Genomic DNA, 25,157 nt, shown 5'->3' on the forward strand with positions numbered 1-25,157 from the left:
GTAGCTGAGATCGTTGCTTAATTAGCAATCGTCTTAACTCGATACTGAAAAAGGCAGCTTAGGCTGCCTTTTTTATTGCCTGAAGAAAAGTAGGCGGAAGGCTAGTAATCTAGATCTGGCTGTGTATAATGACGCCACTTTGTTGAAATCTGTCGATTAGACGGTATTTCAAACAACGGGCTTGATCTCAGTCTTAAAATGAGTATAATAGCTCCTCGCCTTAACCATTAGGCGATTTAAATTGGTCTGCCTTCGGGTTTGACGTAAAAAAACAGCGACTCCGATTGTGAGTCGAACGGTTAAATCATCTCACTCTGCATTTTCTATAATGAAAACTGCTAGAGGTGGTTTTTTTGTGTATATTTTAGGAGCTCTGGTCAATGCAGAACCAAAGAATCCGTATCCGCTTAAAAGGATTTGATCATCGTTTGATTGATCAATCTACTGCGGAAATCGTTGAAACTGCTAAGCGTACCGGCGCGCAGGTTCGTGGTCCAATTCCACTGCCAACGCGTAAAGAACGTTTCACCATTTTGACTTCTCCACACGTTAATAAAGATGCTCGTGATCAGTACGAACTACGTACTCATAAGCGTCTTGTTGATATCGTTGAACCAACAGAGAAGACTGTAGATGCACTTATGCGTCTTGATCTTGCCGCTGGTGTTGACGTTCAAATTAGCTTGGGTTAATTGAGCTTAGAAGAGGTTTGAGAGATGGCTATCGGTCTTATCGGTCGTAAAGTAGGTATGACTCGCATCTTCAATGAAGATGGCGCGTCGGTACCTGTAACAGTAATTGAAATTGCTGCTAACCGCGTAACCCAAGTGAGAACTTTGGATACAGATGGTTACCGTGCACTTCAAATTACTACTGGTACCAAAAAAGCTAGTCGCATCAATAAGCCAGAAGCAGGACACTTTGCTAAGGCTGGCGTTGAAGCCGGTCGTGGTTTGTGGGAATTGCGTTTGGCAGATGGCGAAGGTGAAGAATTTACAGTTGGCTCTGAGCTAAACGTAGATATCTTTGCTGATATAGCTAAAGTTGATGTTACTGGTCAATCAAAGGGTAAAGGTTTTCAGGGCGGTATTAAGCGCTGGAACTTCGCTATGCAAGATGCAACGCATGGTAACTCACTGGCTCATAGATCTAACGGTTCTATTGGTCAAAACCAAACACCTGGTCGCGTTTTCAAAGGTAAGAAAATGTCAGGCCATATGGGTGCAGAGCGTGTTACAACTCAAAACCTCGAAGTAATTCGTGTAGATTTAGAGCGTAACTTGCTATTGGTTAAGGGTGCAGTTCCAGGCGCTACTAATGGCGACCTGATCATCAAGCCAGCTGTTAAAGCTTAAGGTCTGAGGAGATAGTAATGGAATTGGTATTGAAAGACGCACAGAGTGCTCTTGAAGTTTCCGAAGCTACCTTTGGCCGTGACTTTAATGAAGCACTGGTTCATCAGGTAGTTGTAGCTTACGCTGCAAACGCGCGTCAGGGCACTCGTGCTCAAAAGACTCGCGCAGAAGTAACTGGCTCTGGCAAGAAGCCATGGCGCCAAAAAGGTACTGGCCGCGCACGTGCTGGTACTGTTAAAGGCCCAATCTGGCGTGGCGGTGGCGTAACATTCGCTGCTAAAACTCAAGATCACAGCCAAAAAGTTAACAAAAAGATGTACCGCGGAGCGCTGAAAAGCATTTTCTCTGAATTGGTACGTCAAGACCGTCTTATCGTGGTTGAGTCATTTGGCGTTGAAGCTCCTAAAACTAAAGAGCTAAAAGCTAAACTGGCAGAAATGCAACTTGAAGACGTGTTGATTGTTACTCCAGAAGTTGACGAGAACTTGTTCTTAGCTGCTCGTAACTTGTACAAAGTTGACGTTCGTGATGTTGCTGGTATTGATCCAGTTAGCCTTATCGCATTCAACAAGGTACTCGTAACAGCTGAAGCTATTAAGCAAATCGAGGAGATGCTGGGATGATAAGCGAAGAACGTTTGTTAAAAGTGATTCTTGCTCCACATATCTCTGAAAAGAGCACTGTGAATGCAGAGAAGAACAATACAGTTGTTTTCCGTGTAGCTATCGATGCAACTAAAGCTGAAGTTAAAGCTGCAGTAGCACAGCTATTCGAAGTTGAAGTCGATTCAGTTCGCACTTTGGTTAACAAAGGTAAAACTAAGCGTACCGGAGCCCGTGTTGGCCGCCGTAGCGATTGGAAAAAAGCCTATGTTACTCTAGCTGAAGGTGCTGACATCGATTTCGTCGGCGGCGCTGAATAAGGCAAAGGAGAATTATCATGGCAGTTATTAAGTGTAAGCCAACCTCTCCAGGTCGTCGCCACTTAGTTAAAGTGGTGAACAGCGATCTGCATAAAGGTAAACCTTTTGCAGGCCTGTTGGCGAAAAAATCTAAAAGTGGTGGCCGTAACAATACGGGTCGTATCACTGTCCGCCACATTGGTGGTGGTCATAAGCAACATTATCGTCTAATCGACTTTAAGCGTAACAAAGACGGTATCCCTGCGAAGGTTGAACGTTTGGAATATGATCCAAACCGTACAGCTAACATCGCATTGGTACTATACGCTGATGGTGAGCGTCGTTATATCCTTGCCGCTAAAGGCATGAAAGCTGGTGATAAGATCCAGTCTGGTATCGATGCAGAGATCAAGAGCGGTAACGCAATGCCTCTACGTAATATCCCTGTGGGTAGCGTAGTGCACGCAGTCGAAATGAAACCTGCTAAAGGTGCTCAGATCGCGCGTTCAGCTGGTGCTTATGTACAAGTTATTGCTCGTGACGGCGCATACGCCACTCTACGTCTTCGCTCTGGCGAAATGCGTAAAGTGCCGGTTGATTGCCGCGCGACATTGGGTGAAGTTGGTAATGCCGAGCATATGCTACGCCAGTTAGGCAAAGCAGGTGCTAAGCGCTGGAGAGGCGTACGCCCAACAGTTCGTGGTGTTGCAATGAACCCAGTAGATCACCCACATGGTGGTGGTGAAGGCCGTACTTCTGGTGGCCGTCACCCTGTATCACCTTGGGGTCAGCCTACTAAGGGTTATAAGACTCGTAGTAATAAACGCACCGACAAGTACATTGTACGTCGTCGCAATAAAAAGTAAGAGGATTCGCCATGCCACGTTCTCTCAAGAAAGGTCCATTCATTGACCTACACTTGCTGAAGAAGGTAGAGAAAGCGATGGAAGCGGGAGATAAAAAGCCAATTAAAACTTGGTCTCGTCGCTCTATGATCATTCCTAACATGATTGGAATGACCATCGCTGTCCATAATGGTCGTCAGCACGTACCTGTGTTCGTAACTGACGAAATGATCGGCCACAAGCTTGGTGAATTTTCACCAACTCGCACTTATCGCGGCCATGCTGCAGATAAGAAAGCGAAGAAGCGTTAATACGGGAGACATAAGATGGAAGTTTTAGCTAAACATCGTTTTGCCCGTACGTCGCCTCAAAAGTGTCGTTTGGTTGCAGATCAAATCCGTGGACTGCCTGTTGCTAAGGCTCTCGAAATTCTAACTTTCAGCCCTAAGAAAGCTGCAGTACTTGTTAAAAAAGTACTGGACTCTGCTATCGCCAATGCTGAGCACAATGAAGGTGCTGACATTGACGAACTAAGAGTTGGAGCGATTATGATCGATGAAGGTCCAACTATGAAGCGTATCATGCCACGTGCCAAAGGCCGTGCTGATCGTATAATCAAGCGCACCAGCCACATTACTGTGGTTGTGTCAGATCGCTAGGAGTTAGCAATGGGACAGAAAGTACATCCTAATGGTATCCGTCTGGGTATCACTAAGCCTTGGATCTCGACCTGGTACGCTGACAAGTCAGACTATGCCAATAACTTGAGCAGTGACTGGGAAGTGCGTAAGTTTCTTGAAAAGAAACTTAAGCAAGCATCAGTTTCTAAGATTGTTATCGAGCGTCCAGCTAAGAGTGTTCGCGTTACTATCCACACAGCCCGTCCAGGTGTTGTGATTGGTAAGAAAGGCGAAGACGTTGAGAAGCTACGCAACGCAGTTGCAAAGCTGACTGGTATTCCAGCTCAAATCAACATCGCTGAGATCCGTAAGCCAGAGCTAGATGCTAAGCTTGTTGCCGATGGCATCGCTTCGCAACTAGAGCGTCGCGTTATGTTCCGTCGTGCTATGAAGCGCGCAGTTCAAAATGCAATGCGTCTTGGTGCTAAGGGTATCAAAGTTGAAGTGAGTGGCCGTCTAGGCGGCGCTGAGATTGCGCGTTCAGAGTGGTATCGTGAAGGTCGTGTACCTTTGCATACACTGCGTGCTGATATCGACTATTCTACTTCTGAGAGTCACACTCAATACGGTGTGATTGGCGTTAAAGTTTGGGTCTTCAAAGGCGAAGTTCTAGACGGCGTTCTACCTCAGCATGAAGAGCCGAAACAGCAGCCGAAGCGTAAGCCTCGCGGTAAATAGGAGAGCTGGCAATGCTGCAACCAAAAAGAATGAAGTTTCGCAAAATGTTCAAGGGCCGCAACCGCGGTCTAGCGAACGGCACTGAAGTTAGCTTCGGTGAATTCGGTTTGAAAGCTGTTGGACGTGGTCGTCTAACTGCTCGTCAAATCGAAGCTGCGCGTCGTGCTATGACACGTCACATTAAACGTCAAGGTCAGATCTGGATCCGCGTTTTCCCTGACAAGCCAATTACCTCTAAGCCTCTTGAAGTGCGTATGGGTAAAGGTAAGGGTAACGTTGAATATTGGGTTTGCCAGATTCAACCTGGTAAGGTTCTTTACGAGATGAATGGTGTATCTGAGGAGTTAGCTCGTGAAGCTTTCGCCCTAGCTGCAGCTAAACTTCCTCTGAAGACTACCTTCGTAACTAAGTCGGTGATGTAATGAAAGCGAGCGAACTAACAGCTAAGAGCGTTGAAGAATTGAACGCTGAACTGCTTGGTCTGCTGCGTGAGCAGTTTAATCTGCGTATGCAACACGCCACTGGTCAGTTGACTCAGACTCATCAGCTTAAAATCGTGCGTCGCAACATTGCGCGCGTTAAGACCATTATTACTTCTAAGGCGGGTGCATAATGTCTGATACTATCCGTACTTTGCAAGGTCGAGTACTTAGCGACAAGATGGACAAGTCTATCACTGTAGCTATTGAACGTAAGGTAAAACACCCTTTATACGGTAAGTTTATCAAGCGTACTACTAAGATCCATGCACATGACGAACAAAATCAGTGTAATGCTGGCGATATCGTGACTATTCGCGAATGCCGTCCGCTTTCTAAGACTAAGTCTTGGACATTGGTTGAAGTAATAAGAAAAGCCTAATTTTATTAGGTACTTAAGCGAACGGCTCCTTTAGTTGGAGCCGTTTTTATTATTAGTACTATCTATTCCTTTTTTTAGGTGTTACACTTGCGCGCCAATTTTGACTAAATTAAAGTCAGAATTAGGGTAAAATGTAGCCCCTTTGTGGGAATGTGAAGTAACGATAGCGGAGCACTTAAAATGATCCAAATGCAATCGACTCTAGAAGTCGCCTGTAATAGCGGCGCTCGTAGAGTTCAGTGTATTAAGGTCTTGGGTGGCTCTCATCGTCGTTATGCCGGTATCGGCGACGTCATCAAGGTTTCTGTTAAAGAAGCTATTCCTCGCGGTAAAGCGAAGAAAGGTGATGTATATAACGCGGTGGTAGTCCGTACTAAGAAAGGCGTACGTCGTCCAGACGGTTCTGTCATTCGCTTCGATCGGAACGCAGCGGTATTGCTTAATGCAAACCTAGCACCGATTGGTACTCGTATCTTTGGACCTGTGACACGTGAACTGCGTACTGAGCGGTTTATGAAGATTGTGTCATTGGCACCAGAAGTACTGTAAGGAGCTTCAAAATGGCAGCTAAAATACGTCGTCAAGACGAAGTAATTGTACTAGCAGGTAAAGACCAGGGTAAACGCGGTAAGGTTTCTCAGGTTCTTCCAACTGGTAAATTAATTGTAGAAGGTCTTAACCTTGTCAAGAAACACCAAAAGCCAAACCCACAATTGGGCGTAGCTGGCGGTATTGTTGAGCAAGAAGCACCAATACAAGCATCAAACGTAGCGATTTTCAACTCTGCCACTGGCAAAGCTGATCGCGTTGGTTTCCGATTTGAAGACGGGAAAAAAGTCCGTTTCTTTAAGTCGAACAGTGAACTCGTTAAGTAATTTGGAGTAAACGATGGCGAAACTGCATGATATATACAAAGAGACTGTTAGTCCTGAACTTGTAACTAAGTTTGGTTATAGCAGTGTCATGCAAGTCCCTCGGATTGAAAAGATCACCCTTAATATGGGTGTTGGCGAAGCAGTAGCAGATAAGAAAGTTATGGAGCATGCGCTTCGTGACATGACTGCTATCGCTGGTCAGAAGCCAGTAGTGACTGTAGCTCGTAAGTCAGTTGCTGGTTTTAAAATCCGTGAAGGCTACCCAATTGGTTGTAAGGTTACACTACGCGGTGAGCGTATGTGGGAATTCTTAGAGCGTTTAGTAGATATCGCAATCCCGCGTATTCGTGATTTCCGTGGTTTGAGCGTTAAGTCGTTCGATGGCCGTGGTAACTATGCGATGGGCGTACGTGAGCAAATTATCTTCCCAGAGATCCAATACGATAAAATCGATAAGATCCGCGGTATGGATATTGTAATCACTACTTCTGCGAAGAATGATGAAGAAGGCCGAGCTTTGCTCGAAGGCTTTAACTTCCCATTCAAGAAATAAGGGTAGCGTAATGGCAAAAAGTTCAATGAAAGCACGTGAAGCAAAACGTGCACAGCTGGTAGCTAAGTTCGCTGAAAAGCGTGCAGCACTTAAAGCTATCATTAGCAGTTCAACAACATCTGATGATGATCGTTGGGATGCAGTACTTAAGTTACAAGCTCTACCACGTGACTCTAGCGCAGCGCGTCAGCGCAATCGCTGTAGTCAAACTGGTCGCCCACATGGTTTCCTACGTAAATTCGGCCTTAGCCGTATTAAATTACGTGAAGCAACTATGCGCGGTGAAGTTCCTGGTCTACGCAAGGCCAGCTGGTAAGCACTTGTCACGGAGTAAGCTAATATGAGCATGCAAGATCCTATTGCGGATATGTTAACACGTATTCGTAACGGCCAAGCTGCTAAACACGTATCTGTAAAGATGCCTTCTGCTAAGCTAAAAATCGCTATCGCGCAAACGCTTAAAGAAGAAGGTTATATTTCAGACTACGCCGTAGCAGATGAAGCTAAACCTGAATTGGAAATTACACTTAAGTATTTCCAAGGTCAGCCAGTCGTTGAGACTATCCAGCGCGTTAGCCGTCCTGGTCTTCGTATTTACAAAGGTAAAAACGAACTTCCAAGAGTTATGGGCGGACTAGGTGTCGCTATTGTATCCACTTCTCAAGGTTTGATGACTGATCGTACCGCCCGCCAAAAAGGCATGGGTGGGGAAGTTATCTGCTACGTAGCATAAGGAGCTAGCAATGTCTCGTGTCGCAAAAGCACCAGTCGCTATTCCTGCAGGCGTAGAAGTGACTTTAAACGAACAAACTATCACCGTAAAAGGTACTAAAGGTAGTTTGACTCGAGTGATTAACACTGATGTTTCTGTTGTTGTTGAAGACAATGAAATCAAGTGTTCACCAGTTGAAAGCGCTAAAACCGCTGCTCAAGCTGGTACCGCTCGTGCATTAATCAACAACATGGTTGTTGGTGTTACTCAAGGTTTCGTTAAGAAACTACAGTTAGTTGGTGTTGGTTACCGTGCAAAGCTTGTCGGTAAAGATATTGATTTAACTCTAGGTTTCTCACATCCTTTGGTTCACAAACTTCCTGACGGCGTAACAGCTGAGTGTCCATCACAAACTGAAATCATACTTTCTGGTACTGATAAGCAGTTGATCGGACAAGTTGCAGCTGAGATTCGCGGTTACCGTCCACCAGAGCCTTATAAAGGTAAAGGTGTTCGCTATGCTGACGAACAAGTACGCCGTAAAGAGGCTAAGAAGAAGTAAGGTAATACGATATGGATAAGAAAACATCTCGCTTACGCCGCGCTCTACGTGCCCGTAAGAAGATCCAAGAGCTGGGCGTTAACCGTCTGGTTGTACATCGTACACCACGTCACACTTACGCTCAGGTCATTAGTCCTGAAAACGTAGTGTTGGCGGCAGCTTCTACTGCTGAAAAAGCGGTAACCGAGCAACTTAAGTACACTGGTAACGTAGATGCAGCTAAAGTAGTGGGTAAAACCCTTGCTGAACGTGCTATCGAAAAAGGCGTATCTGTAGTTGCATTCGATCGTTCCGGCTTCAAGTATCACGGACGCGTTGCTGCATTAGCAGACGCCGCTCGTGAAGCTGGCCTTAAGTTCTAAGGAATGATGAAAAATGGCTAAATTTGAAGCTCAACAACAAAAAGATGATCTGCAAGAGAAGTTAGTTGCAGTAAATCGTGTTTCTAAAGTAGTTAAAGGCGGACGTATCTTTAGCTTCACTGCACTAACTGTAGTGGGTGACGGTAACGGTAAAGTCGGTTTTGGCTATGGTAAAGCGCGTGAAGTACCAGCAGCAATTCAAAAAGCAATGGAAAAGGCTCGCCGTAACATTGTAAACGTTGAATTGAACAACGGTACTTTACACCACCCTGTAAAGGGTCGTCACACTGGATCGCGTGTTTACATGCAACCAGCATCTGACGGTACCGGTATTATTGCCGGTGGCGCAATGCGTGCCGTATTGGAAGTAGCAGGCGTTCATAACGTTCTGTCAAAAGCATACGGTTCTACTAACCCGATTAACATCGTTCGTGCTACTGTCGATGCGTTGGTGAATATGAAATCACCTTCACAAATTGCAGCTAAGCGTGGCCTGAATGTTAAAGAAATTCGAGGTTAATGCACCATGGCTACTAAAACACTTAAAGTAACTCAGACCAAGAGTTCAATTGGACGTTTGCCAAAGCATCGTGCAACTTTGACTGGTCTAGGTCTACGCCGCATTAATCATACTGTTGAAGTAGAAGATACTCCTTCTGTTCGCGGTATGATTAACAAGGTTTACTACATGGTTTCGGTGGAGGAAGTATAAGATGCGTCTAAATACTCTATCACCTGCTGCAGGTGCTAAATCAGCAGCTAAGCGTGTAGGTCGCGGTATCGGTTCAGGCACTGGTAAAACTTGTGGCCGCGGTCACAAAGGCCAGAAGTCTCGTTCTGGTGGCGGCGTTCGCGTCGGTTTCGAAGGTGGTCAGATGCCACTTAAGATTCGTTTGCCAAAGTTTGGTTTTACCTCGCGTAAAGCGTTGGTATCTGCCGAAATTCGCATTAGCGAATTGGCTAAAGTTAACGGTGATGTTATCGACCTAAATGCGCTGAAAGATGCGAATCTAGTTACTCGCAACATACAGTTTGCTAAAATCGTTCTTTCAGGTACCATTGAGCGCCCTGTGACCGTTAAAGGTCTGAAGGTAACCCAAGGTGCACGTGCAGCTATTGAAGCTGCCGGTGGCAAGATCGAGGAATAATACGTCGATGGCAAAACCAGGACTTGATTTAAAAAGCGCGAAGGGCGGTTTATCAGAATTGAAAACCCGTCTGCTGTTCGTGATTGGTGCAATTATCGTCTTTAGAGCCGGTTCGTTTGTACCAATTCCTGGTATTGACGCTGCTGTATTAGCAGAGCTGTTTAATCAGCAAAAGGGGACCATCCTGGGCATGTTTAACATGTTCTCAGGTGGTGCCCTTGAACGTGCCTCTATCTTCGCATTAGGTATCATGCCGTATATTTCGGCATCGATCATAATGCAGTTGTTGACTGTAGTTCATCCCGCACTTGCTGAATTGAAAAAAGAAGGCGAGTCAGGACGAAAGAAGATCAGTCAATATACTCGATACGGCACATTGGTCCTGGGTACATTCCAGGCAATCGGTATCGCAACAGGTTTACCAAACTTGGTTCCAGGGTTAGTTGTTAACCTAGGATTCAGTTTCTACTTCGTTGCTGTAGTGAGCTTAGTGACAGGAACAATGTTCCTAATGTGGCTAGGTGAACAAATTACCGAAAGAGGCATAGGTAACGGTATCTCGATTCTTATTTTCGCAGGTATTGTTGCTGGTCTACCATCTGCTATCGGCCAAACAGCCGAGCAGGCGCGTCAAGGCGACTTGAATGTACTAGTATTGTTGTTGCTAGCAGTGATCGTTTTCGCTGTTACTTATTTCGTGGTATTCGTTGAGCGTGGACAACGTCGTATCGTTGTTAACTATGCAAAGCGTCAGCAAGGCCGTAAGGTGTTTGCAGCGCAGAGCACTCACTTACCACTGAAGATTAATATGGCTGGTGTAATCCCGCCTATTTTTGCGTCCAGCATCATTTTGTTCCCAGGCACACTGGCTCAGTGGTTTGGTCAAAATGAGTCCATGTCATGGTTAAGTGATTTTTCACTTGCTGTGTCACCAGGACAACCGCTGTACTCATTATTATATGCAACAGCGATTATTTTCTTCTGTTTCTTCTATACCGCGTTGGTGTTTAACCCTCGCGAAACAGCAGATAACTTGAAGAAGAGTGGTGCGTTTATTCCCGGGATTCGTCCTGGTGAACAGACTTCGCGTTACATAGATAAAGTTATGACCCGCCTAACATTAGCTGGTGCGTTATATATAACCTTTATCTGCTTAATTCCGGAGTTCATGTTAATTGCGTGGAAAGTACAGTTCTATTTTGGCGGTACTTCACTACTAATTATGGTAGTCGTAATCATGGACTTCATGGCTCAGGTTCAGACCCATATGATGTCTCATCAGTATGAGTCTGTAATGAAGAAAGCTAACTTGGTAAACAAAGCGAACTTAGATCGCTTTGGTCGCTAAGCTAGTTATCTCGGAGTGATGAAATGAAAGTTCGAGCTTCCGTGAAGAAGATCTGCCGTAACTGCAAGATCGTAAAGCGTAGTGGCGTTGTACGTGTGATTTGTGTTGAACCTAAACACAAACAGCGTCAAGGCTAAACAAAATTGACCAGCCCAGTCCGGGCTGGTCAAAATATTATTTGCTAAATTGTCGTCTGTCGAGTATCCTACCGGGCTTTTCACAGATGACCTTTAACTTAAGGAGTGCATAGTGGCCCGTATCGCTGGCATTAACATTCCTGATCAAAAGCATACAGTCATTGCATTGACTGCTATCTACGGCATCGGTCGTACTCGCGCACAAGCTATTTGCGCGGCTACTTCTATTGCTGAAGATGCTAAGATCAAGGAATTGAGCGAAGCTCAAATTGATACTCTACGCGAAGAAGTTGCCAACTACATTGTAGAAGGTGATTTACGTCGCGAAGTTTCCATGAACATCAAGCGTCTTATGGACCTTGGTTGTTACCGTGGCCTTCGCCATCGTCGTAGCCTTCCCCTTCGTGGGCAACGTACTAAGACCAATGCGCGTACGCGTAAAGGTCCACGTAAACCAATTAGAAAGTAACGGGGTAAACCAAAATGGCTAAAGTTCCGTCACGTTCTCCGCGTAAGCGTGTACGTAAACAGGTTGCTGATGGTATGGCGCATATCCATGCGTCTTTCAACAACACAATTATTACCATTACAGATCGTCAAGGTAACGCACTATCTTGGGCAACTTCTGGTGGTTCAGGTTTCCGTGGTTCACGTAAATCTACCCCATTTGCTGCACAGGTTGCTGCTGAGCGTGCAGGTACTGCTGCTCAGGACTACGGTGTTAAAAACCTTGAAGTTTTTGTGAAGGGTCCAGGTCCAGGACGCGAATCAGCGATTCGTGCACTAAACTCGGTTGGTTATAAGATTACTAACATTACCGATGTGACGCCTATCCCTCATAATGGTTGTCGTCCTCCTAAGAAACGTCGCGTTTAATTCGTCGTTTTTAATAGGATAGTTGGAGAAAGAACATGGCAAGATACTTGGGTCCAAAGCTCAAGCTCAGCCGCAGAGAAGGTACAGACCTTTTCCTAAAAAGCGGCGTGAGAGCAATCGATTCGAAGTGTAAGCTTGAAACTGCACCTGGACAACACGGCGCTCGTAAGACCCGTCTGTCTGAGTATGGCGTTCAGCTACGCGAGAAACAAAAAGTTCGTCGTATTTATGGTGTGCTAGAAAAGCAATTCCGTAACTACTACAAAGATGCTGCACGTACTAAAGGTAACACTGGTGAGAACCTACTTACTCTTTTAGAAACCCGTCTAGATAACGTTGTTTATCGTATGGGTTTTGGTGCAACACGCGCTGAATCACGTCAGCTAGTTAGCCATAAGTCAATTATGGTTAACGGTAGCGTCGTTAACATTCCATCATTCAAAGTGTCTGCGAATGATGTAGTGAGCGTTCGTGAAAAGTCTCGCACTCAAGCTCGTATTAAAGCGGCTTTAGAAGTGTCGGCTCAACGCGAAAAGCCAACATGGGTTGAAGTTGACAACACTAAGATGGAAGGTGCTTTCAAGCGCATTCCTGAGCGTAGTGATTTGTCTGCGGAAATTAACGAACAGCTGATCGTCGAACTTTACTCTAAGTAAAGTTAAAACAAAAGAGAGGACACAATGCAGGGTTCTGTTACAGAATTTCTTAAACCGCGTCTCGTTGATATCGAGCAGGTTAATCCAACACGTGCCAGAGTTACACTGGAGCCGCTAGAACGTGGTTTTGGTCATACTCTAGGTAACGCGTTGCGTCGTATCCTATTGTCGTCTATGCCAGGCTGCGCGGTTACCGAAGTAGAGATCGATGGTGTACTGCATGAATACAGTAGCAAGGAAGGCGTACAAGAGGATATCCTTGAGATACTATTAAACCTTAAAGGTTTAGCAGTAGTTATCGAAGGGAAAGACGAAGCTATGCTTACGCTAAGTAAGTCAGGCGCAGGCCCTGTTACTGCAGCAGATATCACGCATGATGGTGATGTTACTATCATGAATCCTGACCATGTTATCTGTCATTTGACAGGTAATAATGAAATCAGCATGCGTATCCGCGTAGAGCGTGGTCGTGGTTATGTACCGGCTTCTGCCCGTGCACAAACTGAAGACGATGATCGCCCTATCGGCCGTTTGTTGGTAGACTCTTCATTCTCACCAGTTGCTCGCATTGCATACAATGTTGAAGCTGCTCGTGTTGAACAGCGTACAGACTTAGATAAACTCGTTATCGATATGACCACAAACGGTACTATCGATCCTGAGGAAGCCATTCGTCGTTCAGCAACAATTTTAGCAGAACAGCTAGATGCGTTTGTTGAATTACGTGATGTCACTGAGGCTGCACCAGTTGAAGAGAAGCCGGAGTTCGATCCGATATTGTTGCGTCCTGTCGACGATTTAGAGCTAACTGTACGTTCAGCCAACTGTTTGAAGGCTGAAGCGATTCATTACATCGGCGATCTGGTACAACGCACTGAAGTTGAGTTGCTTAAGACTCCTAACTTAGGTAAGAAATCTCTTACTGAAATTAAGGATGTTTTAGCGTCTCGCGGACTGTCGTTAGGTATGCGTCTTGAAAACTGGCCTCCAGCTAGTTTAGCAGACGACCTTTAAGTCCAGATTAGTACAGATATAGGTAATAAGGATTAGGTCATGCGCCATCGTAAGAGTGGTCGTCAACTAAACCGTAACAGCAGTCATCGCCAAGCTATGTTCCGTAACATGGCTTGCTCAATAGTTCGTCACGAAGTGATCAGAACTACTGTAGCTAAAGCGAAAGAATTGCGTCGCGTAGTTGAACCTCTAATAACACTTGCTAAGAGTGATAGCGTTGCAAACCGCCGTTTGGCATTTGCACGTACTCGCGACGCTGAAGTCGTTGGTAAGTTATTTACTGAATTGGGTCCACGTTTCCAGGAACGTCCTGGTGGATATACCCGTATTCTTAAGTGCGGTCTACGTACTGGTGATAAAGCGCCTATGGCGTATATTGAACTAGTAGGTCGTCCTGAAGCAGCTGAAGCTGTTGAAGACACTGCAGAGTAAATAAGTCTTAGTTATAAAAGGCCGAACATTAGTTCGGCCTTTTTTATGCCTGAAATCCTATCATCTAACTCTCCTAAGCTTACTTTCGCCCATTTTTACTCCTCTAAATTCAGTTAATTAAACTTGCTAGCTCATTTATATTGGATGATACCAATCAGTATAAAGATTTGGTCGCTCAGCGAGAGTTTAGTGGTTATGAGGCAAGGTCATTAAGTGCTCCTCGGTAACTGCTCCTGCGTTACTCTACCTCCTATATCCATATAGTCGTGGATTAATGACATTCACCATATCTGACCGCCAGGGATGGAGGAAATGTCTTATGTGTGTCGGGAATATACAAGACCATGTGGTTTGCAACGAGTGAAGAGCATAGTTATTCTACGGTTAAGCTCGTTAACGTAGCGTCAGAGCCACTAAAACTCGCCATTCTGGACCGTTTTTGGCTGCCTACTTCTGCGTTGAAAAGCTTAACAAGGGAATAACCATTCTTTCAACTATTCGCCTTGAATTAGTTTGCCAAAAAGCGCTCTGAGTAGATCAACTTCTTATACTGATTGGTATAAGTCCTTCGCTCAGTTTGTATATCTCGCAGCTGTTAAAAAGTGACTGTAGTGAACTGCAAAGTGCTATTTTTGCTCTCTTACTCATATCCTGTTTGCGTTCTCTAATTGTTATGTTACTCGTGCACCTGTCGTCATTGACTGGCGTATAAGGGGCTCTGATGCATTAGTTATCTGGCTTCAGCGCTAGGGGGGAGGTGGAGAGGGGATTTTAGACCCAATACACAGTGAAGTGCTTTGTTCTTTTTGTTGTCTTAATTTGATTAATCCACAGATGAGCCATTTCTTGATACTTAAATCCGCAATACTAACAAAGCTAACGCACTAATACGGTTAGTTTGGCTCAGTGTGTCACCTCAAGTTGCTGGCGCCCGTAGTGAGTCTTACTGCCTAGTTTATTGTCATAAGTAGCTCTGCACCCCTAGCAGCTGTGTTTCTGATTTAGGGCAGGCGTCAATCCTTATCGAGCTCGTGATATCTGGATTAGGGTTTGGCTTGATTTGGAATGATATGCATCAGCAAGAGCTTAAAACTGGTTCGTAACTGATAAGTGTGCGCCCTCCATCAAAATGTGCGATTGAAGGCTGTAGTTAAGCCGCCGTTGAGGGTAACTATTGTAAAAGCGTATTGAGTGGTAGTCGGAATAAAATTGCATTACAGGCGGTTTGAGTGGCTTTGTTGAACAGGGTGATTTTACCAACCTTTTGACTATTTAAGGTTTATCGCTCGTTATGGTTATTAGGTATATTGAGCTCGAGCTTATCTGTCACCGTTAAGGGGCATGTAGGCACAGTATTTTTTATTGCTTGAACTTGCTTGCTGTAATGAATGCCAAGGTTACTTTTTATTGCTATCGCATTAACTATTTAGCCAATGAATAGTCTTCAAGCTAGCCAATTCAAGCAAACTAACTTAAGTAGCGACCAGCTGTGAGAAACAAAAATAGATCAGAGCAATCTTTAAGTCATTACTAAAGGTCGGCTACGCGGCATCGGCAAAATGGACATTGACGATATATGTGAAATGGTTTTAAGAGGCTGAAGGCTAAAGAACGCCGATGGTTGAACAAATCGAACTCTAGTTTACAATCCGCCGTCAGCGCTTTACTAGTCTACTGAATTAATAGGTATAAAAAAGCCTCCGTTAAGGAGGCTTTTCAGATTAGAGCTCTGTCAGTTTAGTAACCGCCAGTTTTTTGCTCTTGGTTATAATCCAGTTTCTCATGAGTTTGACCCATGGCTTCGGCAACTTCTGGTGGCATGTAGTTTTCATCATGCTTAGCCAGAACTTCAGTGGCTTGAAGTACGCCTGGGGCTGCAAGTACGCCTTGTGCAACGATACCTTGTCCCTCACGGAATAGATCTGGTAATAGGTCGTCATAAGTTACGATGATTTCACCACCTGCAGCGTCATGGATCGCGAACTCTACATGTAAACTTTCAGGGTCACGAACCATTGATCCTATTGTTACCATGCCGCCAACACGAATACGTTGGCCAATTTCAGGCATTACGCCGGTATCTTTTTTACCTTGCACAATCTCTGTAGGGGTAAAGAAAAGGTTTAAGTTCGAATTCAAAGCGTATAAAAGCAAAGAAGCGATTGCTGCTACACCGCCAATTAGCGCTACAGCAAGGGTAAGGCGTTTCTTTCGTCTTGGGTTCACTATTTAGTACTCCGAGTTTCTTTAAGGCGTTCTTCACGTTGGATCTTCTTAGCGATCTCTACTAACACCTTACGTTTCTGTCTTACACTAAGAACAACTAAGGTTCCTAGCGATAAAAAAGTTACACCGTAAGCAAGCCATACATAAAATGCGTAGCCGCCCATATTAATAAATTCACTTATTGAGTCGAACTGCATTATTTGACCCCTTCTGCTTTAGCAAGTTCACGCACCCATGGACGCATGCCATTTCGTGCCAAAATTTCTGATCTAAATCTCACTAATGTAATCGCACCAATCATTAATCCGAAACCTGCTATGTTTATCAGTAGTGGATAAAGCATCTCTGTCGGCATGGTGGACTTTTCAGTAATTCGGATTGTCGATGGCTGATGTAGCGAGCTCCACCAATCTACAGAGTATTTGATGATTGGAATGTTAATCACACCAACAATCGCTAATATGCCAGCGGCTCTCGCTGCTAGGACCTTGTCTTCAAATGATGCATAAAGTGAGATAACACCTAGGTACAAGAATAGAAGTACTAGCTCAGAGGTTAAGCGTGCATCCCAAACCCACCAAGTGCCCCACATCGGCTTACCCCAAGTTGCACCAGTTATTAGGGCAATAAAGGTAATTACTGCACCAATAGGTGCAATCGCTGCTGCTGCCCAGTCTGCAGATTTAATCTGCCACACTAAGCCGATAAATGAAGATGTTGCCATCGCCATATAGGCTGCCATAGACATAGATGCAGCCGGTACGTGAATAAAGATAATTCGGTAGCTGTCACCTTGCTGATAATCGGTGGGAGCAAAAGCCAAGCCCCATACTGTTCCAAGCCCTATAAAAGAGATGGCAAGCATAGCAAACCAAGGGAGCAGGCTGCCTGAAAGTTTGTAGGCGCGTTCAGGATCCGCGTATGAATGTAACCATTTCCACATTTTAGTTAGTACTCACTCGTAAGGATGCACCAATTGCAAAAGGTGCTAACGTTAATGAACCGACCAACATTGCGCCAATTATAGCGAGTTGACCATCATAGGGTAAATTCATACCAGCAGCATCAATGGCGCTAGTAGCGAAAATCAATACTGGAATATATAGAGGCAATATCAGCAAGCTTAATAGCACACCGCCTTTACGTAATCCTACAGTTAAAGCCACACCAATGGCACCTAATAAGCTCAGGACCGGAGTTCCTAACGCTAGTGTAGCGATTAATGCGCCGTAGCTATTGCCATCTAAATGCAATAAAACGGCTAATAACGGTGCCACTAAAATTAACGGAACACCTGTTAATATCCAATGTGCTAGCACCTTAGCCAATACCATCAGTGGTAGTGGTTGTGGGCTTAATAGCATTTGCTCTAAACTGCCATCGACGTAGTCGGCTTTAAATAATCGTTCAAGTGACAACATCGATGCTAATAGTGCTGCCACCCAGATAATACCGGGCGCAACTCGAGTTAACACTTGTGGCTCGGGGCCAATGCCTAACGGAAACAAGGTAACCACTAGAACAAAAAACAGTAACGGGTTAAAAATATCACCGCGATGACGGATAGCAATCTGCAGATCTCGCTTTAGCAGCGTGCTAAACGCTTTGGTATAACTGATACCTTTATTCATTGCCTAACCTTATACGAAGCGATAATCGAGACGAATTTTACGTAAGATATCTTCACCAATCACACCCATATCTTGGTGTGTGGTCAATATTACGCAGCCACCTCGTTTTGCATGGGCTAAAAACAGGTGTTCAAGCTCTTTTACGCCTTTTTTATCAATCGCCGTAAAAGGCTCATCGAGAAGCCAGATTTTGCAGTTCGTATGCCAGAGTCTTGCTAAGGCTGTACGTCTGTGTTGGCCCGCTGATAAATGCCCTGCGAGTGCTTCTTCGAAACCTGAAAGATTGACTTTGGATAGGATCTCACGGGCATCGAAGTCATCATACCCGCTAATTCTTAAATTGAAGTTAAGATTTTCCTCTGCTGTTAACTCACTTTTAACACCCGCAAGGTGGCCAAGATACAATAACTCATCATTGTACTCGTCGCGACAACGGTTAATGTCTTCACCTTTAAAGTTGATTTGCCCTGCATAGGGACGAGATAAACCGGCGATGATCCGCAAAAGACTTGTTTTGCCTGCACCGTTAGGGCCTTCGATTTGAACGATCTCACCTTCAGTAATATCGAAGCTAAGTTCATCAAATAGAATACGTTCTTCTCTGATGCAGGTTAAGTTTTTAGCTGATACCAGTGTTGTTGCTTTTGATTCTTCTACCACTGAGCCCTCTATATCAAGCTGTATGAAAACACAAGAGATACTAACACATACACTTTCAAGCGTTTAGTCTTGCTTGTTGCTAAGTGTCAGCAATTTGATGTAGTTCGAATATTATGTAATTTCTATGAACTTTTTAAACATCTGCTAATATATTAACCTTTTTGAGAGCTATGTCTTGTGGAACGCTCTCAAGCGCGATTAAAATCACAAAAAGATGCCATTTGTTGAACTTTGTAGTAACCTAGCCGGGATTTAAAAAGTCTGCCGAATTTTATGAGGGCAGCGTGAGCTTTGTTAGAATTTGCATTAGGAACGTATAAAAATGAAAAAATTATTAGCACTGACTGCAGCTGCAGCTTTGACTCTATCTACCAGCGCTTTTGCCCAAGATGGTAAGGCTGTATATGACAAGGCATGTCAAGTATGTCACAGCATGGGTGTTGCTGGCGCGCCAAAGTCACACGATGTAGCGGCATGGGAACCACGCTTAGTTAAAGGTATGCCTGCTCTAGTATCTTCTGTTAAGTCAGGCCTAAATGCTATGCCACCAGGCGGCATGTGTACTGATTGCTCTGATGAAGATTACACGAAAGCAATCGAGTACATGTCTAAGTAATTTTTAGTTAGACATTTAAAAACCGGCTAACAGCCGGTTTTTTTGTGTCTGTTACATTAGCCTCATGCCATTCGGTGCTGACATATTGCAATCTAGATTGGTATTTGCTGTTCAACGTCTATCTAACGTATTAAGGCATCAGCCTAATTTTCAACAAGAGTAATCAGACTATCAGTAAAGAGCCGCATATGTATGTGAGTGGTAACTTACAATCCTGGCCTAGGGTAAACCTGCAAATAACAGAACTTGAGGCGGAAACTGACTAGATTTAGCATTGTTTTGCGATGTATCTAATTCAACATGCATTTTGCATCGCACAGAAGCTTAAAGCGAGTGGATAAGCACAGGCACTAATTAGAAAATAGTACTGTAGGCACAAAAAAACCGGCTAATGCCGGTTTTCTCATTTTAGACAGAGAATTACTGCACTTGAGTATCTAGCACCAGTTGACCTGTTTCACCGACTTTAACCATAGCGAGAGTGCCTTGGATATCGCCTGTTTGTGCTCTAACGCTACCATGCTTAGACAGTACCGCAATAACTTCAACAGCTTTTGCGTCACTAAGCTTGACGTTACCGCCCATATTAGTGCTGTCATCTAACGTGATTGTCATCGGAAGAGACTCTGCAGAAACCTTTGTTGCAGCAAGTGGTACCTTTGGGCCTTCAGTTGAACGAGCAAAGATGAATAACATGTCAGTGCTAGACACTTTAGCTTGTAGCTCAGGAGAGATAGATACTTCAACCGTTACAGTCTTCGCTGTAGCGTCAGACTTTACATTCTTATGAGCATCATCAGTTGGCATAACGCCTTCAGATCCCATTCTCATTTTCGCACTATCAATAGCATTCATGATTGCACCACGGTCTACATCGGTACGGTCGCTATCAAGGATTAGCTGCCATGAGTTAATTGCTGTTTGATAATCAGCAGTGAAGAATGAATCCATACCAACAAGTAATAATGTTGATGGGTCTTCAGCATCTAATGCAAGTGCCTGATCAACCAATGCTTGAACAGCAGGAGTCATTTTTTGGTTTGAACGGTAATAAAGCGCTGTAGCTTTAGGACCAAGCAGTTCAGCTTGAATACCGACAAGATCTATTGTCTTATCGAATGCGCTCATTGCTTCATCATAGCGGTTCGCTGAGATATAAGCGTGGCCTAGGCTAAACCATAACTGGCTATTTTCAGGTTCTGCTTGTGCTTGCGCTTCCATCATGGCGACACGTTGAGACATTATTTGCTCAGTTGTCTGGCCCGCATGAGGATCGTTTGCCGTCATTGGTTGATCTAGGTTTTTGTATGCACCCAAAGTCGAGTACATATAACCACAGAGGCCAATTATTACTGCGGACATCACTGATGGCCATAAAATGCTCTTGGGCTTAAGATTGTTAACAAGTGATTCGTCAGTACCTTGCTTCATATCTTGAAGTAAGCTGATTTCAAGTTCTTTCTTTAGTGCATCGAACTCAGATTGATCGAGTAGCTCTTCTTCAAGCTCCTTCTCTAATCCTATGAGGCGTTCATTGAATAATTCAAGGTTGGTACTTTTACGTACACCGGCTTCTTCTGCTCTCAGCATACGCTGCTGGCGGAAGTGCGGGAACCAAATCAGCGCAAGGCTAACCAACAGAAATGAGGCTATTAAAATCCAAAATGTGGTCATTATGTCTATTTCACTTTCGTTTGCGAAAAAGCGGATTCACCGCTGAACTAAGAATCAGATTATACGTAAAGATTATTCATTGAACAGTAATATAACCTTAAAAGGTCATAGTTGATTACTTGATCACAGATTGATTCTATTTGTAAATCTTGTTGAAACTTACGGGAACTTTGTCGGTCTGACCTTAAAATTCCGCTAAATTCACTCGGTTTACGGTGGAATGTTACATGCAATTGTTTATGTGTGTTTGTTAATAACATTGGGTAAGAATGCGACAAGTCACCCATATTTGCACGAAATAGGCAGACATTAACAATAGCAAATACTAAACTGAGCTAAAATTTGTACCTTTTAATAGTGTTAACTGCAAACACGTATGTAATGATTAAGCGATAGCTTAACAATACATGATTTAGGACTGAGGAAAACCCATGATCCCAGAGTTAGGACACTTTTCGCTGATTATCGGCTTGGCATTTGCCATGCTGTTAGCCATCGTCCCTTTAGTAGGTGTAGCTCGTAAAGACCAATACCTTGTACGCTATGCTTGGCCACTTAGTTACGGTATGTTCTTCTTTATTCTCTTCTCTGTTATTGCGCTTGGCTACAGCTTCGCTGTCGATGACTTCTCTGTGGCTTATGTAGCACATCACTCTAACTCTGAACTGCCTATCTTCTTTAAGATAGCGGCGGTATGGGGAGGGCATGAAGGCTCTTTGCTATTCTGGGTATTCTCATTAGCGGCTTGGGCTGCAGCAGTTGCACTATTTAGTAAAGGCTTAGAAGAAGTCTTTACTGCCCGTGTACTTGCTGTACTGGCGATGATCCTTATCGGCTTTACGCTATTTATGCTACTGACTTCTAGCCCGTTTGAACGTCTATTCCCAATTCCGATGGAAGGTCGTGATCTTAACCCGATGTTGCAAGACGTTGGTTTGATTTTCCATCCACCAATGCTGTACCTCGGTTATGTTGGTTTCTCTGTTAGTTTTGCATTCGCAATTGCTGCACTGATGAGTGGCCGCCTGGATTCTGCATGGGCTCGTTGGAGTCGTCCTTGGACGCTTGCTGCTTGGGTATTCCTAACTGGTGGTATCTCGCTAGGTTCTTGGTGGGCATATTATGAATTAGGTTGGGGCGGATGGTGGTTCTGGGATCCAGTTGAGAACGCATCTTTCATGCCTTGGTTGATTGGTACGGCTCTGGTTCACTCGCTAATTGTAACTGAAAAGCGTGGTGCATTCCGTAACTGGACTGTATTGCTTTCAATCTTTGCTTTCTCTTTAAGCTTACTTGGTACCTTTATTGTACGTTCTGGTGTATTGACGTCAGTTCACTCATTTGCTGCAGATCCAAGCCGTGGTATGTTCATTCTATTACTACTGGGTTTAGCTGTCGGTGGCTCACTAACCTTATTCGCCTTTAGAGCGAGTGAGATGAGTAGCCCTGCGCGCTTTGAGCTTAAATCAAAAGAAACCATGCTGCTTGTATGTAACTTATTACTAACGGTTGCGTGTGGCACAGTACTACTTGGTACGCTATATCCACTACTAATCGATGCATTAGGTATGGGTAAGATCTCTGTAGGACCTCCATATTTCAATGCAGTATTCGTTCCTATTGTATTAGTGCTATTTGGCTTTATGGGTATAGGTCCAATCATCCGCTGGAAGAAATCTAAAGCGGGTGAACTTAAGCGTCAGCTTATTGTTCCTGCTGTGATTGCGTCTGCTGTTGGTTTAGCTGCTCCATTCTTAGCAGGTGGCGAGTTTAATATCTGGGTTGTATGCGGTATTGCTGCCGCGGTGTGGGTTGCATTGATGACATTCCGTGCTGCCTACAACATGGTTAAGACCAAAGACGGTTCAATTGATATGACGCGCTTAGGTCGTAGCCAGCTTGGTATGATCATCGCTCACCTTGGTATCGCTGTCTCAGTTGTTGGTGCCACTATGGTATCTAACTATTCACTGGAGAAGAGTGTACGTATGGGGCCTGGTATATCTCAGGAACTTGCGGGTTATACATTCAACTATGTTGAGACTAAGAACGTCGTGGGTCCTAACTACACGGCACAGCAAGGTCAAATTGAAGTTTATCAGGGTGATGATTATGTCACTCTGTTAAGACCGGATCGTCGCCAGTATAATGTTCGTACTATGGACATGACTGAGGCTGGTATTGATTGGGGCTTATTCCGAGATCTATACGTGACTATGGGTGATCCAATTAGCCGCACTGAATTTGCAGTACGTTTGAACTATAAGCCATTTGTACGCTGGATTTGGTTCGGATCAATCTTCATGATGGTTGGTGGTTTCTTCGCAGCTTCAGATAAGCGTTATCGCGTTAAAGCTGCGAGCACTGAAAAGAAAGCAGTTGATAAATTAGCAACTGCTTAATCGGAATAAGGTCTGTATGAAAAAGCTAGTATTATTTATTCCACTAGTCGTATTTTTAGGTATGGGAGTGTTCCTTTATAAGGGGCTCTTCCTTAACCCTCAAAAACTCGATTCAGCTCTAGAAGGAAAGCCTGTTCCGGCTTTCCAGTTAGAAGTGTTGGAGTCAGGTAAAACCGTCACAAATGAAACACTGAAAGGTAAAGTGGCTTTACTTAATGTATGGGCAACTTGGTGTCCATCATGTAAATATGAACATCCTTTCTTGATGATGTTAGCTCGCAAAAACTTGCTGCCCATCTACGGTATCAACTACCGTGATGAACGTCCTCTTGCTATTCGTGAATTGAGCCGTGAAGGTAACCCCTACGCAATCAATATCTTTGATCACGATGGTCGTTTGGGTTTAGATCTTGGTGTGTATGGTGCGCCGGAAAGTTTCCTTATCGATCATAAAGGTATTGTTCGTTACCGCTATGCTGGTCCAATTGACCGCAATGTATGGCAGGAAACGCTTTACCCAATGGTGCAACAGCTACAGGCTGAAGCTGCAAAGGATGGTGCATCTTGATTAAATCATTAATGAAAGGCTTATCGGCTTTAGTACTTCTACTGAGCATGGGCTCTATTGCTAATGCGACTCCGGTAGATACTTATGAATTTAAGTCGGTAGATAACCAAAAGCGTGCATTAAGTCTTGCGCACTCATTGCGTTGTCCTCAGTGTCAAAACCAAAACTTAATAGACTCTAACTCGCCAGTTGCACAAGATTTACGTCTTGAAGTTTATCAGATGGTTGATGAAGGTAAGGCTGACGACGAAATTGTAGAGTTCATGACAAGCCGTTACGGGGAGTTCGTTCTTTATAAGCCAAGAATGGAAGCAAAAACTTACGTTCTTTGGTTAGGGCCAATCGGTCTATTGCTATTTGGCGGTATGATAGGGTTCATCTTTATTCGAAAGCAGCGTATAGCAGAAGCGAATAATCAAGAGTTAAGCACTGAAGATCAGCAAGAACTTGATCGCTTGCTAAAGAGAGACGCTAAATGAGATCGACTGTAGTGGGCCTAGTGGCAGCAACTTTGTTGTTAGCCAGTGGCGCGCAAGCATATCCTGGTATGGAGAAGCAAGCACAAACAGAAGTTCAATCTAGTGTCGATCTAATTAGTGTATTGCCAAAGCCTTTTCCGATTGAAGCGGTACCTTTTAAAGATAATAAGGGGAACGCTGTCGACTTTAGCCAATATAAAGGCAAAGTCATTATGGTAAACATGTGGGCCACTTGGTGTCCTCCATGCGTTAGGGAACTTCCGGCTATTAGCCGTTTCTCTGCCAAGATAGGATCGGATGATTTTGAAGTATTGCCAGTTTCAATCGATCTAGACGGGAACAAGCAAGTAGAACCATTCCTTAAGTCATTAGGCATGGAAAACTTCAATACCTATTATGATAAAGAGCAAAAGCTAGGGCATGTATTTCCTTTAGATACCATCCCAGCAACCTTTATCCTTAATAGAGACGGTGAGTTAATTGCTTTCGTTCGCACCTTTGTAGACTGGGACGATGATAAAGCGGTAACACTTATAAAGAGTTTTTTGGAGCAACCACAGCTGCAGAGCCAAGTTAGCGCCACTGCTGAATAAGTGTGATGGCACTAATATCAATAAAAAGGGGCTTTCAGCCCCTTTTTTGTACGTATCGTTTGATAACTATGCGTTTGATTCGGTTCTGCTAATTTAATTGATAATGCCCCTTGCGCTGAACTCAAATCTCCCTATAATGCGCATCCACTGACACGGCACAGCAGGCCACCTACCTAGCGTTAAGCTAGATAGAACGGGACTTGCAGCAGCGTTAGAGAGTTAAAACTCTTAGGAGGTTTGATTCAGGTGACAAACGCTTTAAGAGCTTCGTTTGATGGTTGTTAACACGAGAGTGTATAAAGAATCATCGCTT

General features: G+C 44.2%; 39 protein-coding genes. 33 read left to right on the plus strand and 6 right to left on the minus strand.

Going from position 1 to position 25,157, the window contains the following annotated elements:
- Window positions 1-380 precede the first annotated feature (380 nt).
- The 28 genes from rpsJ (at window position 381) to rplQ (ending at window position 13,995) form a co-directional block, all read left to right on the plus strand.
- Window positions 381-692, plus strand: coding sequence for a 30S ribosomal protein S10 (gene rpsJ, locus ACVBIL_RS18495; RefSeq protein ID WP_012279182.1), 312 nt, complete (start codon window positions 381-383; stop codon window positions 690-692).
- A gap of 24 nt (window positions 693-716) precedes the next feature.
- Window positions 717-1,355, plus strand: coding sequence for a 50S ribosomal protein L3 (gene rplC / locus ACVBIL_RS18500; RefSeq protein WP_447168427.1), 639 nt, complete (start codon window positions 717-719; stop codon window positions 1,353-1,355).
- 17 nt (window positions 1,356-1,372) lie between these two features.
- Complete coding sequence (rplD, locus tag ACVBIL_RS18505) at window positions 1,373-1,978, plus strand: 50S ribosomal protein L4 (RefSeq protein WP_447168428.1); 606 nt, start codon at window positions 1,373-1,375, stop codon at window positions 1,976-1,978.
- Window positions 1,975-2,277 carry a 50S ribosomal protein L23 gene (gene rplW / locus ACVBIL_RS18510; RefSeq protein ID WP_012153459.1) on the plus strand — a complete coding sequence of 101 codons (303 nt, stop codon included), beginning with the start codon at window positions 1,975-1,977 and terminating at the stop codon, window positions 2,275-2,277. The genes rplD and rplW overlap by 4 nt, the downstream gene beginning before the upstream one ends.
- A gap of 17 nt (window positions 2,278-2,294) precedes the next feature.
- The gene (gene rplB, locus ACVBIL_RS18515; protein ID WP_447168429.1) at window positions 2,295-3,122 is read left to right on the plus strand and encodes a 50S ribosomal protein L2; all 828 of its coding nucleotides are present in this window, start codon (window positions 2,295-2,297) and stop codon (window positions 3,120-3,122) included.
- Window positions 3,123-3,133: 11 nt separating this feature from the next.
- Window positions 3,134-3,412 (plus strand): 30S ribosomal protein S19, encoded by a 279-nt coding sequence (rpsS, locus tag ACVBIL_RS18520; protein WP_011863970.1) that lies wholly within the window; start codon window positions 3,134-3,136, stop codon window positions 3,410-3,412.
- Window positions 3,413-3,427: 15 nt separating this feature from the next.
- On the plus strand, window positions 3,428-3,760 hold the full coding sequence (rplV, locus tag ACVBIL_RS18525; RefSeq protein ID WP_012144645.1) for a 50S ribosomal protein L22: 333 nt from the start codon (window positions 3,428-3,430) through the stop codon (window positions 3,758-3,760).
- Between the two features lie 9 nt (window positions 3,761-3,769).
- A complete protein-coding gene (rpsC, locus tag ACVBIL_RS18530; protein ID WP_012153461.1) occupies window positions 3,770-4,459 on the plus strand; it encodes a 30S ribosomal protein S3 in 690 nt (229 codons plus the stop codon).
- Window positions 4,460-4,470: 11 nt separating this feature from the next.
- Window positions 4,471-4,881 carry a 50S ribosomal protein L16 gene (gene rplP, locus ACVBIL_RS18535; protein ID WP_447168430.1) on the plus strand — a complete coding sequence of 137 codons (411 nt, stop codon included), beginning with the start codon at window positions 4,471-4,473 and terminating at the stop codon, window positions 4,879-4,881.
- On the plus strand, window positions 4,881-5,072 hold the full coding sequence (gene rpmC / locus ACVBIL_RS18540; protein WP_012153463.1) for a 50S ribosomal protein L29: 192 nt from the start codon (window positions 4,881-4,883) through the stop codon (window positions 5,070-5,072). The genes rplP and rpmC overlap by 1 nt, the downstream gene beginning before the upstream one ends.
- Window positions 5,072-5,320, plus strand: a complete 249-nt coding sequence (gene rpsQ, locus ACVBIL_RS18545) for a 30S ribosomal protein S17 (protein WP_447168431.1) — start codon at window positions 5,072-5,074, stop codon at window positions 5,318-5,320. The genes rpmC and rpsQ overlap by 1 nt, the downstream gene beginning before the upstream one ends.
- Window positions 5,321-5,500: 180 nt before the next feature.
- Entirely contained in the window at window positions 5,501-5,869 is a 369-nt protein-coding gene (gene rplN / locus ACVBIL_RS18550; RefSeq protein WP_012279174.1) for a 50S ribosomal protein L14, read from the plus strand.
- A gap of 11 nt (window positions 5,870-5,880) precedes the next feature.
- Complete coding sequence (rplX, locus tag ACVBIL_RS18555; RefSeq protein ID WP_012279173.1) at window positions 5,881-6,195, plus strand: 50S ribosomal protein L24; 315 nt, start codon at window positions 5,881-5,883, stop codon at window positions 6,193-6,195.
- Between the two features lie 13 nt (window positions 6,196-6,208).
- The gene (gene rplE / locus ACVBIL_RS18560) at window positions 6,209-6,748 is read left to right on the plus strand and encodes a 50S ribosomal protein L5 (RefSeq protein WP_447168432.1); all 540 of its coding nucleotides are present in this window, start codon (window positions 6,209-6,211) and stop codon (window positions 6,746-6,748) included.
- A gap of 10 nt (window positions 6,749-6,758) precedes the next feature.
- Window positions 6,759-7,064 (plus strand): 30S ribosomal protein S14, encoded by a 306-nt coding sequence (gene rpsN / locus ACVBIL_RS18565; protein ID WP_447168433.1) that lies wholly within the window; start codon window positions 6,759-6,761, stop codon window positions 7,062-7,064.
- Window positions 7,065-7,088: 24 nt separating this feature from the next.
- A complete protein-coding gene (rpsH, locus tag ACVBIL_RS18570; RefSeq protein ID WP_447168434.1) occupies window positions 7,089-7,481 on the plus strand; it encodes a 30S ribosomal protein S8 in 393 nt (130 codons plus the stop codon).
- A gap of 10 nt (window positions 7,482-7,491) precedes the next feature.
- Window positions 7,492-8,022 carry a 50S ribosomal protein L6 gene (gene rplF / locus ACVBIL_RS18575; RefSeq protein ID WP_447168435.1) on the plus strand — a complete coding sequence of 177 codons (531 nt, stop codon included), beginning with the start codon at window positions 7,492-7,494 and terminating at the stop codon, window positions 8,020-8,022.
- Between the two features lie 11 nt (window positions 8,023-8,033).
- Window positions 8,034-8,384 carry a 50S ribosomal protein L18 gene (gene rplR, locus ACVBIL_RS18580; protein ID WP_447168436.1) on the plus strand — a complete coding sequence of 117 codons (351 nt, stop codon included), beginning with the start codon at window positions 8,034-8,036 and terminating at the stop codon, window positions 8,382-8,384.
- 13 nt (window positions 8,385-8,397) lie between these two features.
- The gene (gene rpsE / locus ACVBIL_RS18585; RefSeq protein WP_447168437.1) at window positions 8,398-8,904 is read left to right on the plus strand and encodes a 30S ribosomal protein S5; all 507 of its coding nucleotides are present in this window, start codon (window positions 8,398-8,400) and stop codon (window positions 8,902-8,904) included.
- Window positions 8,905-8,910: 6 nt separating this feature from the next.
- Window positions 8,911-9,096, plus strand: coding sequence for a 50S ribosomal protein L30 (gene rpmD / locus ACVBIL_RS18590; protein ID WP_041410757.1), 186 nt, complete (start codon window positions 8,911-8,913; stop codon window positions 9,094-9,096).
- A gap of 1 nt (window position 9,097) precedes the next feature.
- Entirely contained in the window at window positions 9,098-9,532 is a 435-nt protein-coding gene (gene rplO / locus ACVBIL_RS18595) for a 50S ribosomal protein L15 (protein WP_012153473.1), read from the plus strand.
- Window positions 9,533-9,539: 7 nt separating this feature from the next.
- The gene (gene secY / locus ACVBIL_RS18600) at window positions 9,540-10,880 is read left to right on the plus strand and encodes a preprotein translocase subunit SecY (RefSeq protein WP_012153474.1); all 1,341 of its coding nucleotides are present in this window, start codon (window positions 9,540-9,542) and stop codon (window positions 10,878-10,880) included.
- A 23-nt stretch (window positions 10,881-10,903) separates the two neighbouring features.
- Window positions 10,904-11,017, plus strand: a complete 114-nt coding sequence (gene rpmJ / locus ACVBIL_RS18605; protein ID WP_006083579.1) for a 50S ribosomal protein L36 — start codon at window positions 10,904-10,906, stop codon at window positions 11,015-11,017.
- 112 nt (window positions 11,018-11,129) lie between these two features.
- Entirely contained in the window at window positions 11,130-11,486 is a 357-nt protein-coding gene (rpsM, locus tag ACVBIL_RS18610) for a 30S ribosomal protein S13 (protein WP_012153475.1), read from the plus strand.
- A 14-nt stretch (window positions 11,487-11,500) separates the two neighbouring features.
- Window positions 11,501-11,893, plus strand: a complete 393-nt coding sequence (rpsK, locus tag ACVBIL_RS18615; RefSeq protein WP_012153476.1) for a 30S ribosomal protein S11 — start codon at window positions 11,501-11,503, stop codon at window positions 11,891-11,893.
- A gap of 35 nt (window positions 11,894-11,928) precedes the next feature.
- A complete protein-coding gene (rpsD, locus tag ACVBIL_RS18620) occupies window positions 11,929-12,549 on the plus strand; it encodes a 30S ribosomal protein S4 (protein WP_012153477.1) in 621 nt (206 codons plus the stop codon).
- A gap of 24 nt (window positions 12,550-12,573) precedes the next feature.
- Window positions 12,574-13,563, plus strand: a complete 990-nt coding sequence (locus tag ACVBIL_RS18625) for a DNA-directed RNA polymerase subunit alpha (RefSeq protein ID WP_447168438.1) — start codon at window positions 12,574-12,576, stop codon at window positions 13,561-13,563.
- A gap of 39 nt (window positions 13,564-13,602) precedes the next feature.
- Window positions 13,603-13,995: a 50S ribosomal protein L17 gene (rplQ, locus tag ACVBIL_RS18630; protein WP_202287021.1), complete on the plus strand. Its 393-nt coding sequence runs from the start codon at window positions 13,603-13,605 to the stop codon at window positions 13,993-13,995.
- Window positions 13,996-15,732: 1,737 nt separating this feature from the next.
- On the opposite strand, the gene ccmE is transcribed toward rplQ, so the two are convergent.
- From ccmE to ccmA, 5 genes are read right to left on the minus strand one after another with little or no spacing between them, the layout of a single operon-like run.
- Window positions 15,733-16,221: a cytochrome c maturation protein CcmE gene (gene ccmE / locus ACVBIL_RS18635; protein ID WP_447168439.1), complete on the minus strand. Its 489-nt coding sequence runs from the start codon at window positions 16,219-16,221 to the stop codon at window positions 15,733-15,735.
- Window positions 16,221-16,418 carry a heme exporter protein CcmD gene (ccmD, locus tag ACVBIL_RS18640; RefSeq protein WP_447168440.1) on the minus strand — a complete coding sequence of 66 codons (198 nt, stop codon included), beginning with the start codon at window positions 16,416-16,418 and terminating at the stop codon, window positions 16,221-16,223. Before ccmD ends, ccmE begins: the two co-directional genes overlap by 1 nt.
- A complete protein-coding gene (gene ccmC / locus ACVBIL_RS18645) occupies window positions 16,418-17,164 on the minus strand; it encodes a heme ABC transporter permease CcmC (protein ID WP_447168441.1) in 747 nt (248 codons plus the stop codon). The genes ccmD and ccmC overlap by 1 nt, the downstream gene beginning before the upstream one ends.
- Window position 17,165: 1 nt before the next feature.
- The gene (gene ccmB, locus ACVBIL_RS18650) at window positions 17,166-17,852 is read right to left on the minus strand and encodes a heme exporter protein CcmB (RefSeq protein WP_447168442.1); all 687 of its coding nucleotides are present in this window, start codon (window positions 17,850-17,852) and stop codon (window positions 17,166-17,168) included.
- A 9-nt stretch (window positions 17,853-17,861) separates the two neighbouring features.
- A complete protein-coding gene (ccmA, locus tag ACVBIL_RS18655; protein WP_447168443.1) occupies window positions 17,862-18,512 on the minus strand; it encodes a cytochrome c biogenesis heme-transporting ATPase CcmA in 651 nt (216 codons plus the stop codon).
- 322 nt (window positions 18,513-18,834) lie between these two features.
- Between ccmA and ACVBIL_RS18660 the strand changes: the two genes are divergently transcribed.
- Window positions 18,835-19,128 (plus strand): c-type cytochrome, encoded by a 294-nt coding sequence (locus tag ACVBIL_RS18660; RefSeq protein ID WP_447168444.1) that lies wholly within the window; start codon window positions 18,835-18,837, stop codon window positions 19,126-19,128.
- A gap of 420 nt (window positions 19,129-19,548) precedes the next feature.
- Here the strand turns inward: ACVBIL_RS18660 and ccmI are convergent, their stop codons facing one another.
- The gene (gene ccmI, locus ACVBIL_RS18665) at window positions 19,549-20,802 is read right to left on the minus strand and encodes a c-type cytochrome biogenesis protein CcmI (protein ID WP_447168445.1); all 1,254 of its coding nucleotides are present in this window, start codon (window positions 20,800-20,802) and stop codon (window positions 19,549-19,551) included.
- A 431-nt stretch (window positions 20,803-21,233) separates the two neighbouring features.
- On the opposite strand from ccmI, the gene ACVBIL_RS18670 reads away from it, so the two are divergent.
- Genes ACVBIL_RS18670 through ACVBIL_RS18685 form a run of 4 tightly spaced genes read left to right on the plus strand, consistent with a single transcriptional unit; the run spans window position 21,234 to window position 24,844 of the window.
- Window positions 21,234-23,204 (plus strand): heme lyase CcmF/NrfE family subunit, encoded by a 1,971-nt coding sequence (locus ACVBIL_RS18670; protein WP_447168446.1) that lies wholly within the window; start codon window positions 21,234-21,236, stop codon window positions 23,202-23,204.
- A 16-nt stretch (window positions 23,205-23,220) separates the two neighbouring features.
- Complete coding sequence (locus ACVBIL_RS18675; protein ID WP_447168447.1) at window positions 23,221-23,772, plus strand: DsbE family thiol:disulfide interchange protein; 552 nt, start codon at window positions 23,221-23,223, stop codon at window positions 23,770-23,772.
- Between the two features lie 11 nt (window positions 23,773-23,783).
- Entirely contained in the window at window positions 23,784-24,251 is a 468-nt protein-coding gene (nrfF, locus tag ACVBIL_RS18680) for a heme lyase NrfEFG subunit NrfF (protein ID WP_447168449.1), read from the plus strand.
- Complete coding sequence (locus ACVBIL_RS18685; RefSeq protein ID WP_447168448.1) at window positions 24,248-24,844, plus strand: TlpA disulfide reductase family protein; 597 nt, start codon at window positions 24,248-24,250, stop codon at window positions 24,842-24,844. Before nrfF ends, ACVBIL_RS18685 begins: the two co-directional genes overlap by 4 nt.
- Window positions 24,845-25,157: the final 313 nt, after the last annotated feature.

The organism is Shewanella sp. 125m-7, from assembly GCF_052977045.1.

Coding starts and splice junctions, on each gene's coding strand:
- rpsS (WP_011863970.1), top strand. CDS start 3,134: ATGCCACGTTCTCTCAAGAAAGGTCCATTCATTGACCTACACTTGCTG.
- rpmJ (WP_006083579.1), top strand. CDS start 10,904: ATGAAAGTTCGAGCTTCCGTGAAGAAGATCTGCCGTAACTGCAAGATC.
- rpsN (WP_447168433.1), top strand. CDS start 6,759: ATGGCAAAAAGTTCAATGAAAGCACGTGAAGCAAAACGTGCACAGCTG.
- rplC (WP_447168427.1), top strand. CDS start 717: ATGGCTATCGGTCTTATCGGTCGTAAAGTAGGTATGACTCGCATCTTC.
- rpsE (WP_447168437.1), top strand. CDS start 8,398: ATGGCTAAATTTGAAGCTCAACAACAAAAAGATGATCTGCAAGAGAAG.
- rplV (WP_012144645.1), top strand. CDS start 3,428: ATGGAAGTTTTAGCTAAACATCGTTTTGCCCGTACGTCGCCTCAAAAG.
- rplQ (WP_202287021.1), top strand. CDS start 13,603: ATGCGCCATCGTAAGAGTGGTCGTCAACTAAACCGTAACAGCAGTCAT.
- ACVBIL_RS18625 (WP_447168438.1), top strand. CDS start 12,574: ATGCAGGGTTCTGTTACAGAATTTCTTAAACCGCGTCTCGTTGATATC.
- rplE (WP_447168432.1), top strand. CDS start 6,209: ATGGCGAAACTGCATGATATATACAAAGAGACTGTTAGTCCTGAACTT.
- rpsQ (WP_447168431.1), top strand. CDS start 5,072: ATGTCTGATACTATCCGTACTTTGCAAGGTCGAGTACTTAGCGACAAG.
- rplP (WP_447168430.1), top strand. CDS start 4,471: ATGCTGCAACCAAAAAGAATGAAGTTTCGCAAAATGTTCAAGGGCCGC.
- rplO (WP_012153473.1), top strand. CDS start 9,098: ATGCGTCTAAATACTCTATCACCTGCTGCAGGTGCTAAATCAGCAGCT.
- ACVBIL_RS18685 (WP_447168448.1), top strand. CDS start 24,248: ATGAGATCGACTGTAGTGGGCCTAGTGGCAGCAACTTTGTTGTTAGCC.
- rplN (WP_012279174.1), top strand. CDS start 5,501: ATGATCCAAATGCAATCGACTCTAGAAGTCGCCTGTAATAGCGGCGCT.
- ccmI (WP_447168445.1), bottom strand. CDS start 20,802: ATGACCACATTTTGGATTTTAATAGCCTCATTTCTGTTGGTTAGCCTT.
- ccmC (WP_447168441.1), bottom strand. CDS start 17,164: ATGTGGAAATGGTTACATTCATACGCGGATCCTGAACGCGCCTACAAA.
- rpsH (WP_447168434.1), top strand. CDS start 7,089: ATGAGCATGCAAGATCCTATTGCGGATATGTTAACACGTATTCGTAAC.
- ACVBIL_RS18675 (WP_447168447.1), top strand. CDS start 23,221: ATGAAAAAGCTAGTATTATTTATTCCACTAGTCGTATTTTTAGGTATG.
- secY (WP_012153474.1), top strand. CDS start 9,540: ATGGCAAAACCAGGACTTGATTTAAAAAGCGCGAAGGGCGGTTTATCA.
- ccmB (WP_447168442.1), bottom strand. CDS start 17,852: ATGAATAAAGGTATCAGTTATACCAAAGCGTTTAGCACGCTGCTAAAG.
- rplW (WP_012153459.1), top strand. CDS start 1,975: ATGATAAGCGAAGAACGTTTGTTAAAAGTGATTCTTGCTCCACATATC.
- rpsC (WP_012153461.1), top strand. CDS start 3,770: ATGGGACAGAAAGTACATCCTAATGGTATCCGTCTGGGTATCACTAAG.
- rpsK (WP_012153476.1), top strand. CDS start 11,501: ATGGCTAAAGTTCCGTCACGTTCTCCGCGTAAGCGTGTACGTAAACAG.
- rpsD (WP_012153477.1), top strand. CDS start 11,929: ATGGCAAGATACTTGGGTCCAAAGCTCAAGCTCAGCCGCAGAGAAGGT.
- rplB (WP_447168429.1), top strand. CDS start 2,295: ATGGCAGTTATTAAGTGTAAGCCAACCTCTCCAGGTCGTCGCCACTTA.
- rpmD (WP_041410757.1), top strand. CDS start 8,911: ATGGCTACTAAAACACTTAAAGTAACTCAGACCAAGAGTTCAATTGGA.
- ccmD (WP_447168440.1), bottom strand. CDS start 16,418: ATGCAGTTCGACTCAATAAGTGAATTTATTAATATGGGCGGCTACGCA.
- ACVBIL_RS18660 (WP_447168444.1), top strand. CDS start 18,835: ATGAAAAAATTATTAGCACTGACTGCAGCTGCAGCTTTGACTCTATCT.
- rpmC (WP_012153463.1), top strand. CDS start 4,881: ATGAAAGCGAGCGAACTAACAGCTAAGAGCGTTGAAGAATTGAACGCT.
- rplX (WP_012279173.1), top strand. CDS start 5,881: ATGGCAGCTAAAATACGTCGTCAAGACGAAGTAATTGTACTAGCAGGT.
- ACVBIL_RS18670 (WP_447168446.1), top strand. CDS start 21,234: ATGATCCCAGAGTTAGGACACTTTTCGCTGATTATCGGCTTGGCATTT.
- rplR (WP_447168436.1), top strand. CDS start 8,034: ATGGATAAGAAAACATCTCGCTTACGCCGCGCTCTACGTGCCCGTAAG.
- rplF (WP_447168435.1), top strand. CDS start 7,492: ATGTCTCGTGTCGCAAAAGCACCAGTCGCTATTCCTGCAGGCGTAGAA.
- nrfF (WP_447168449.1), top strand. CDS start 23,784: ATGAAAGGCTTATCGGCTTTAGTACTTCTACTGAGCATGGGCTCTATT.
- rplD (WP_447168428.1), top strand. CDS start 1,373: ATGGAATTGGTATTGAAAGACGCACAGAGTGCTCTTGAAGTTTCCGAA.
- rpsJ (WP_012279182.1), top strand. CDS start 381: ATGCAGAACCAAAGAATCCGTATCCGCTTAAAAGGATTTGATCATCGT.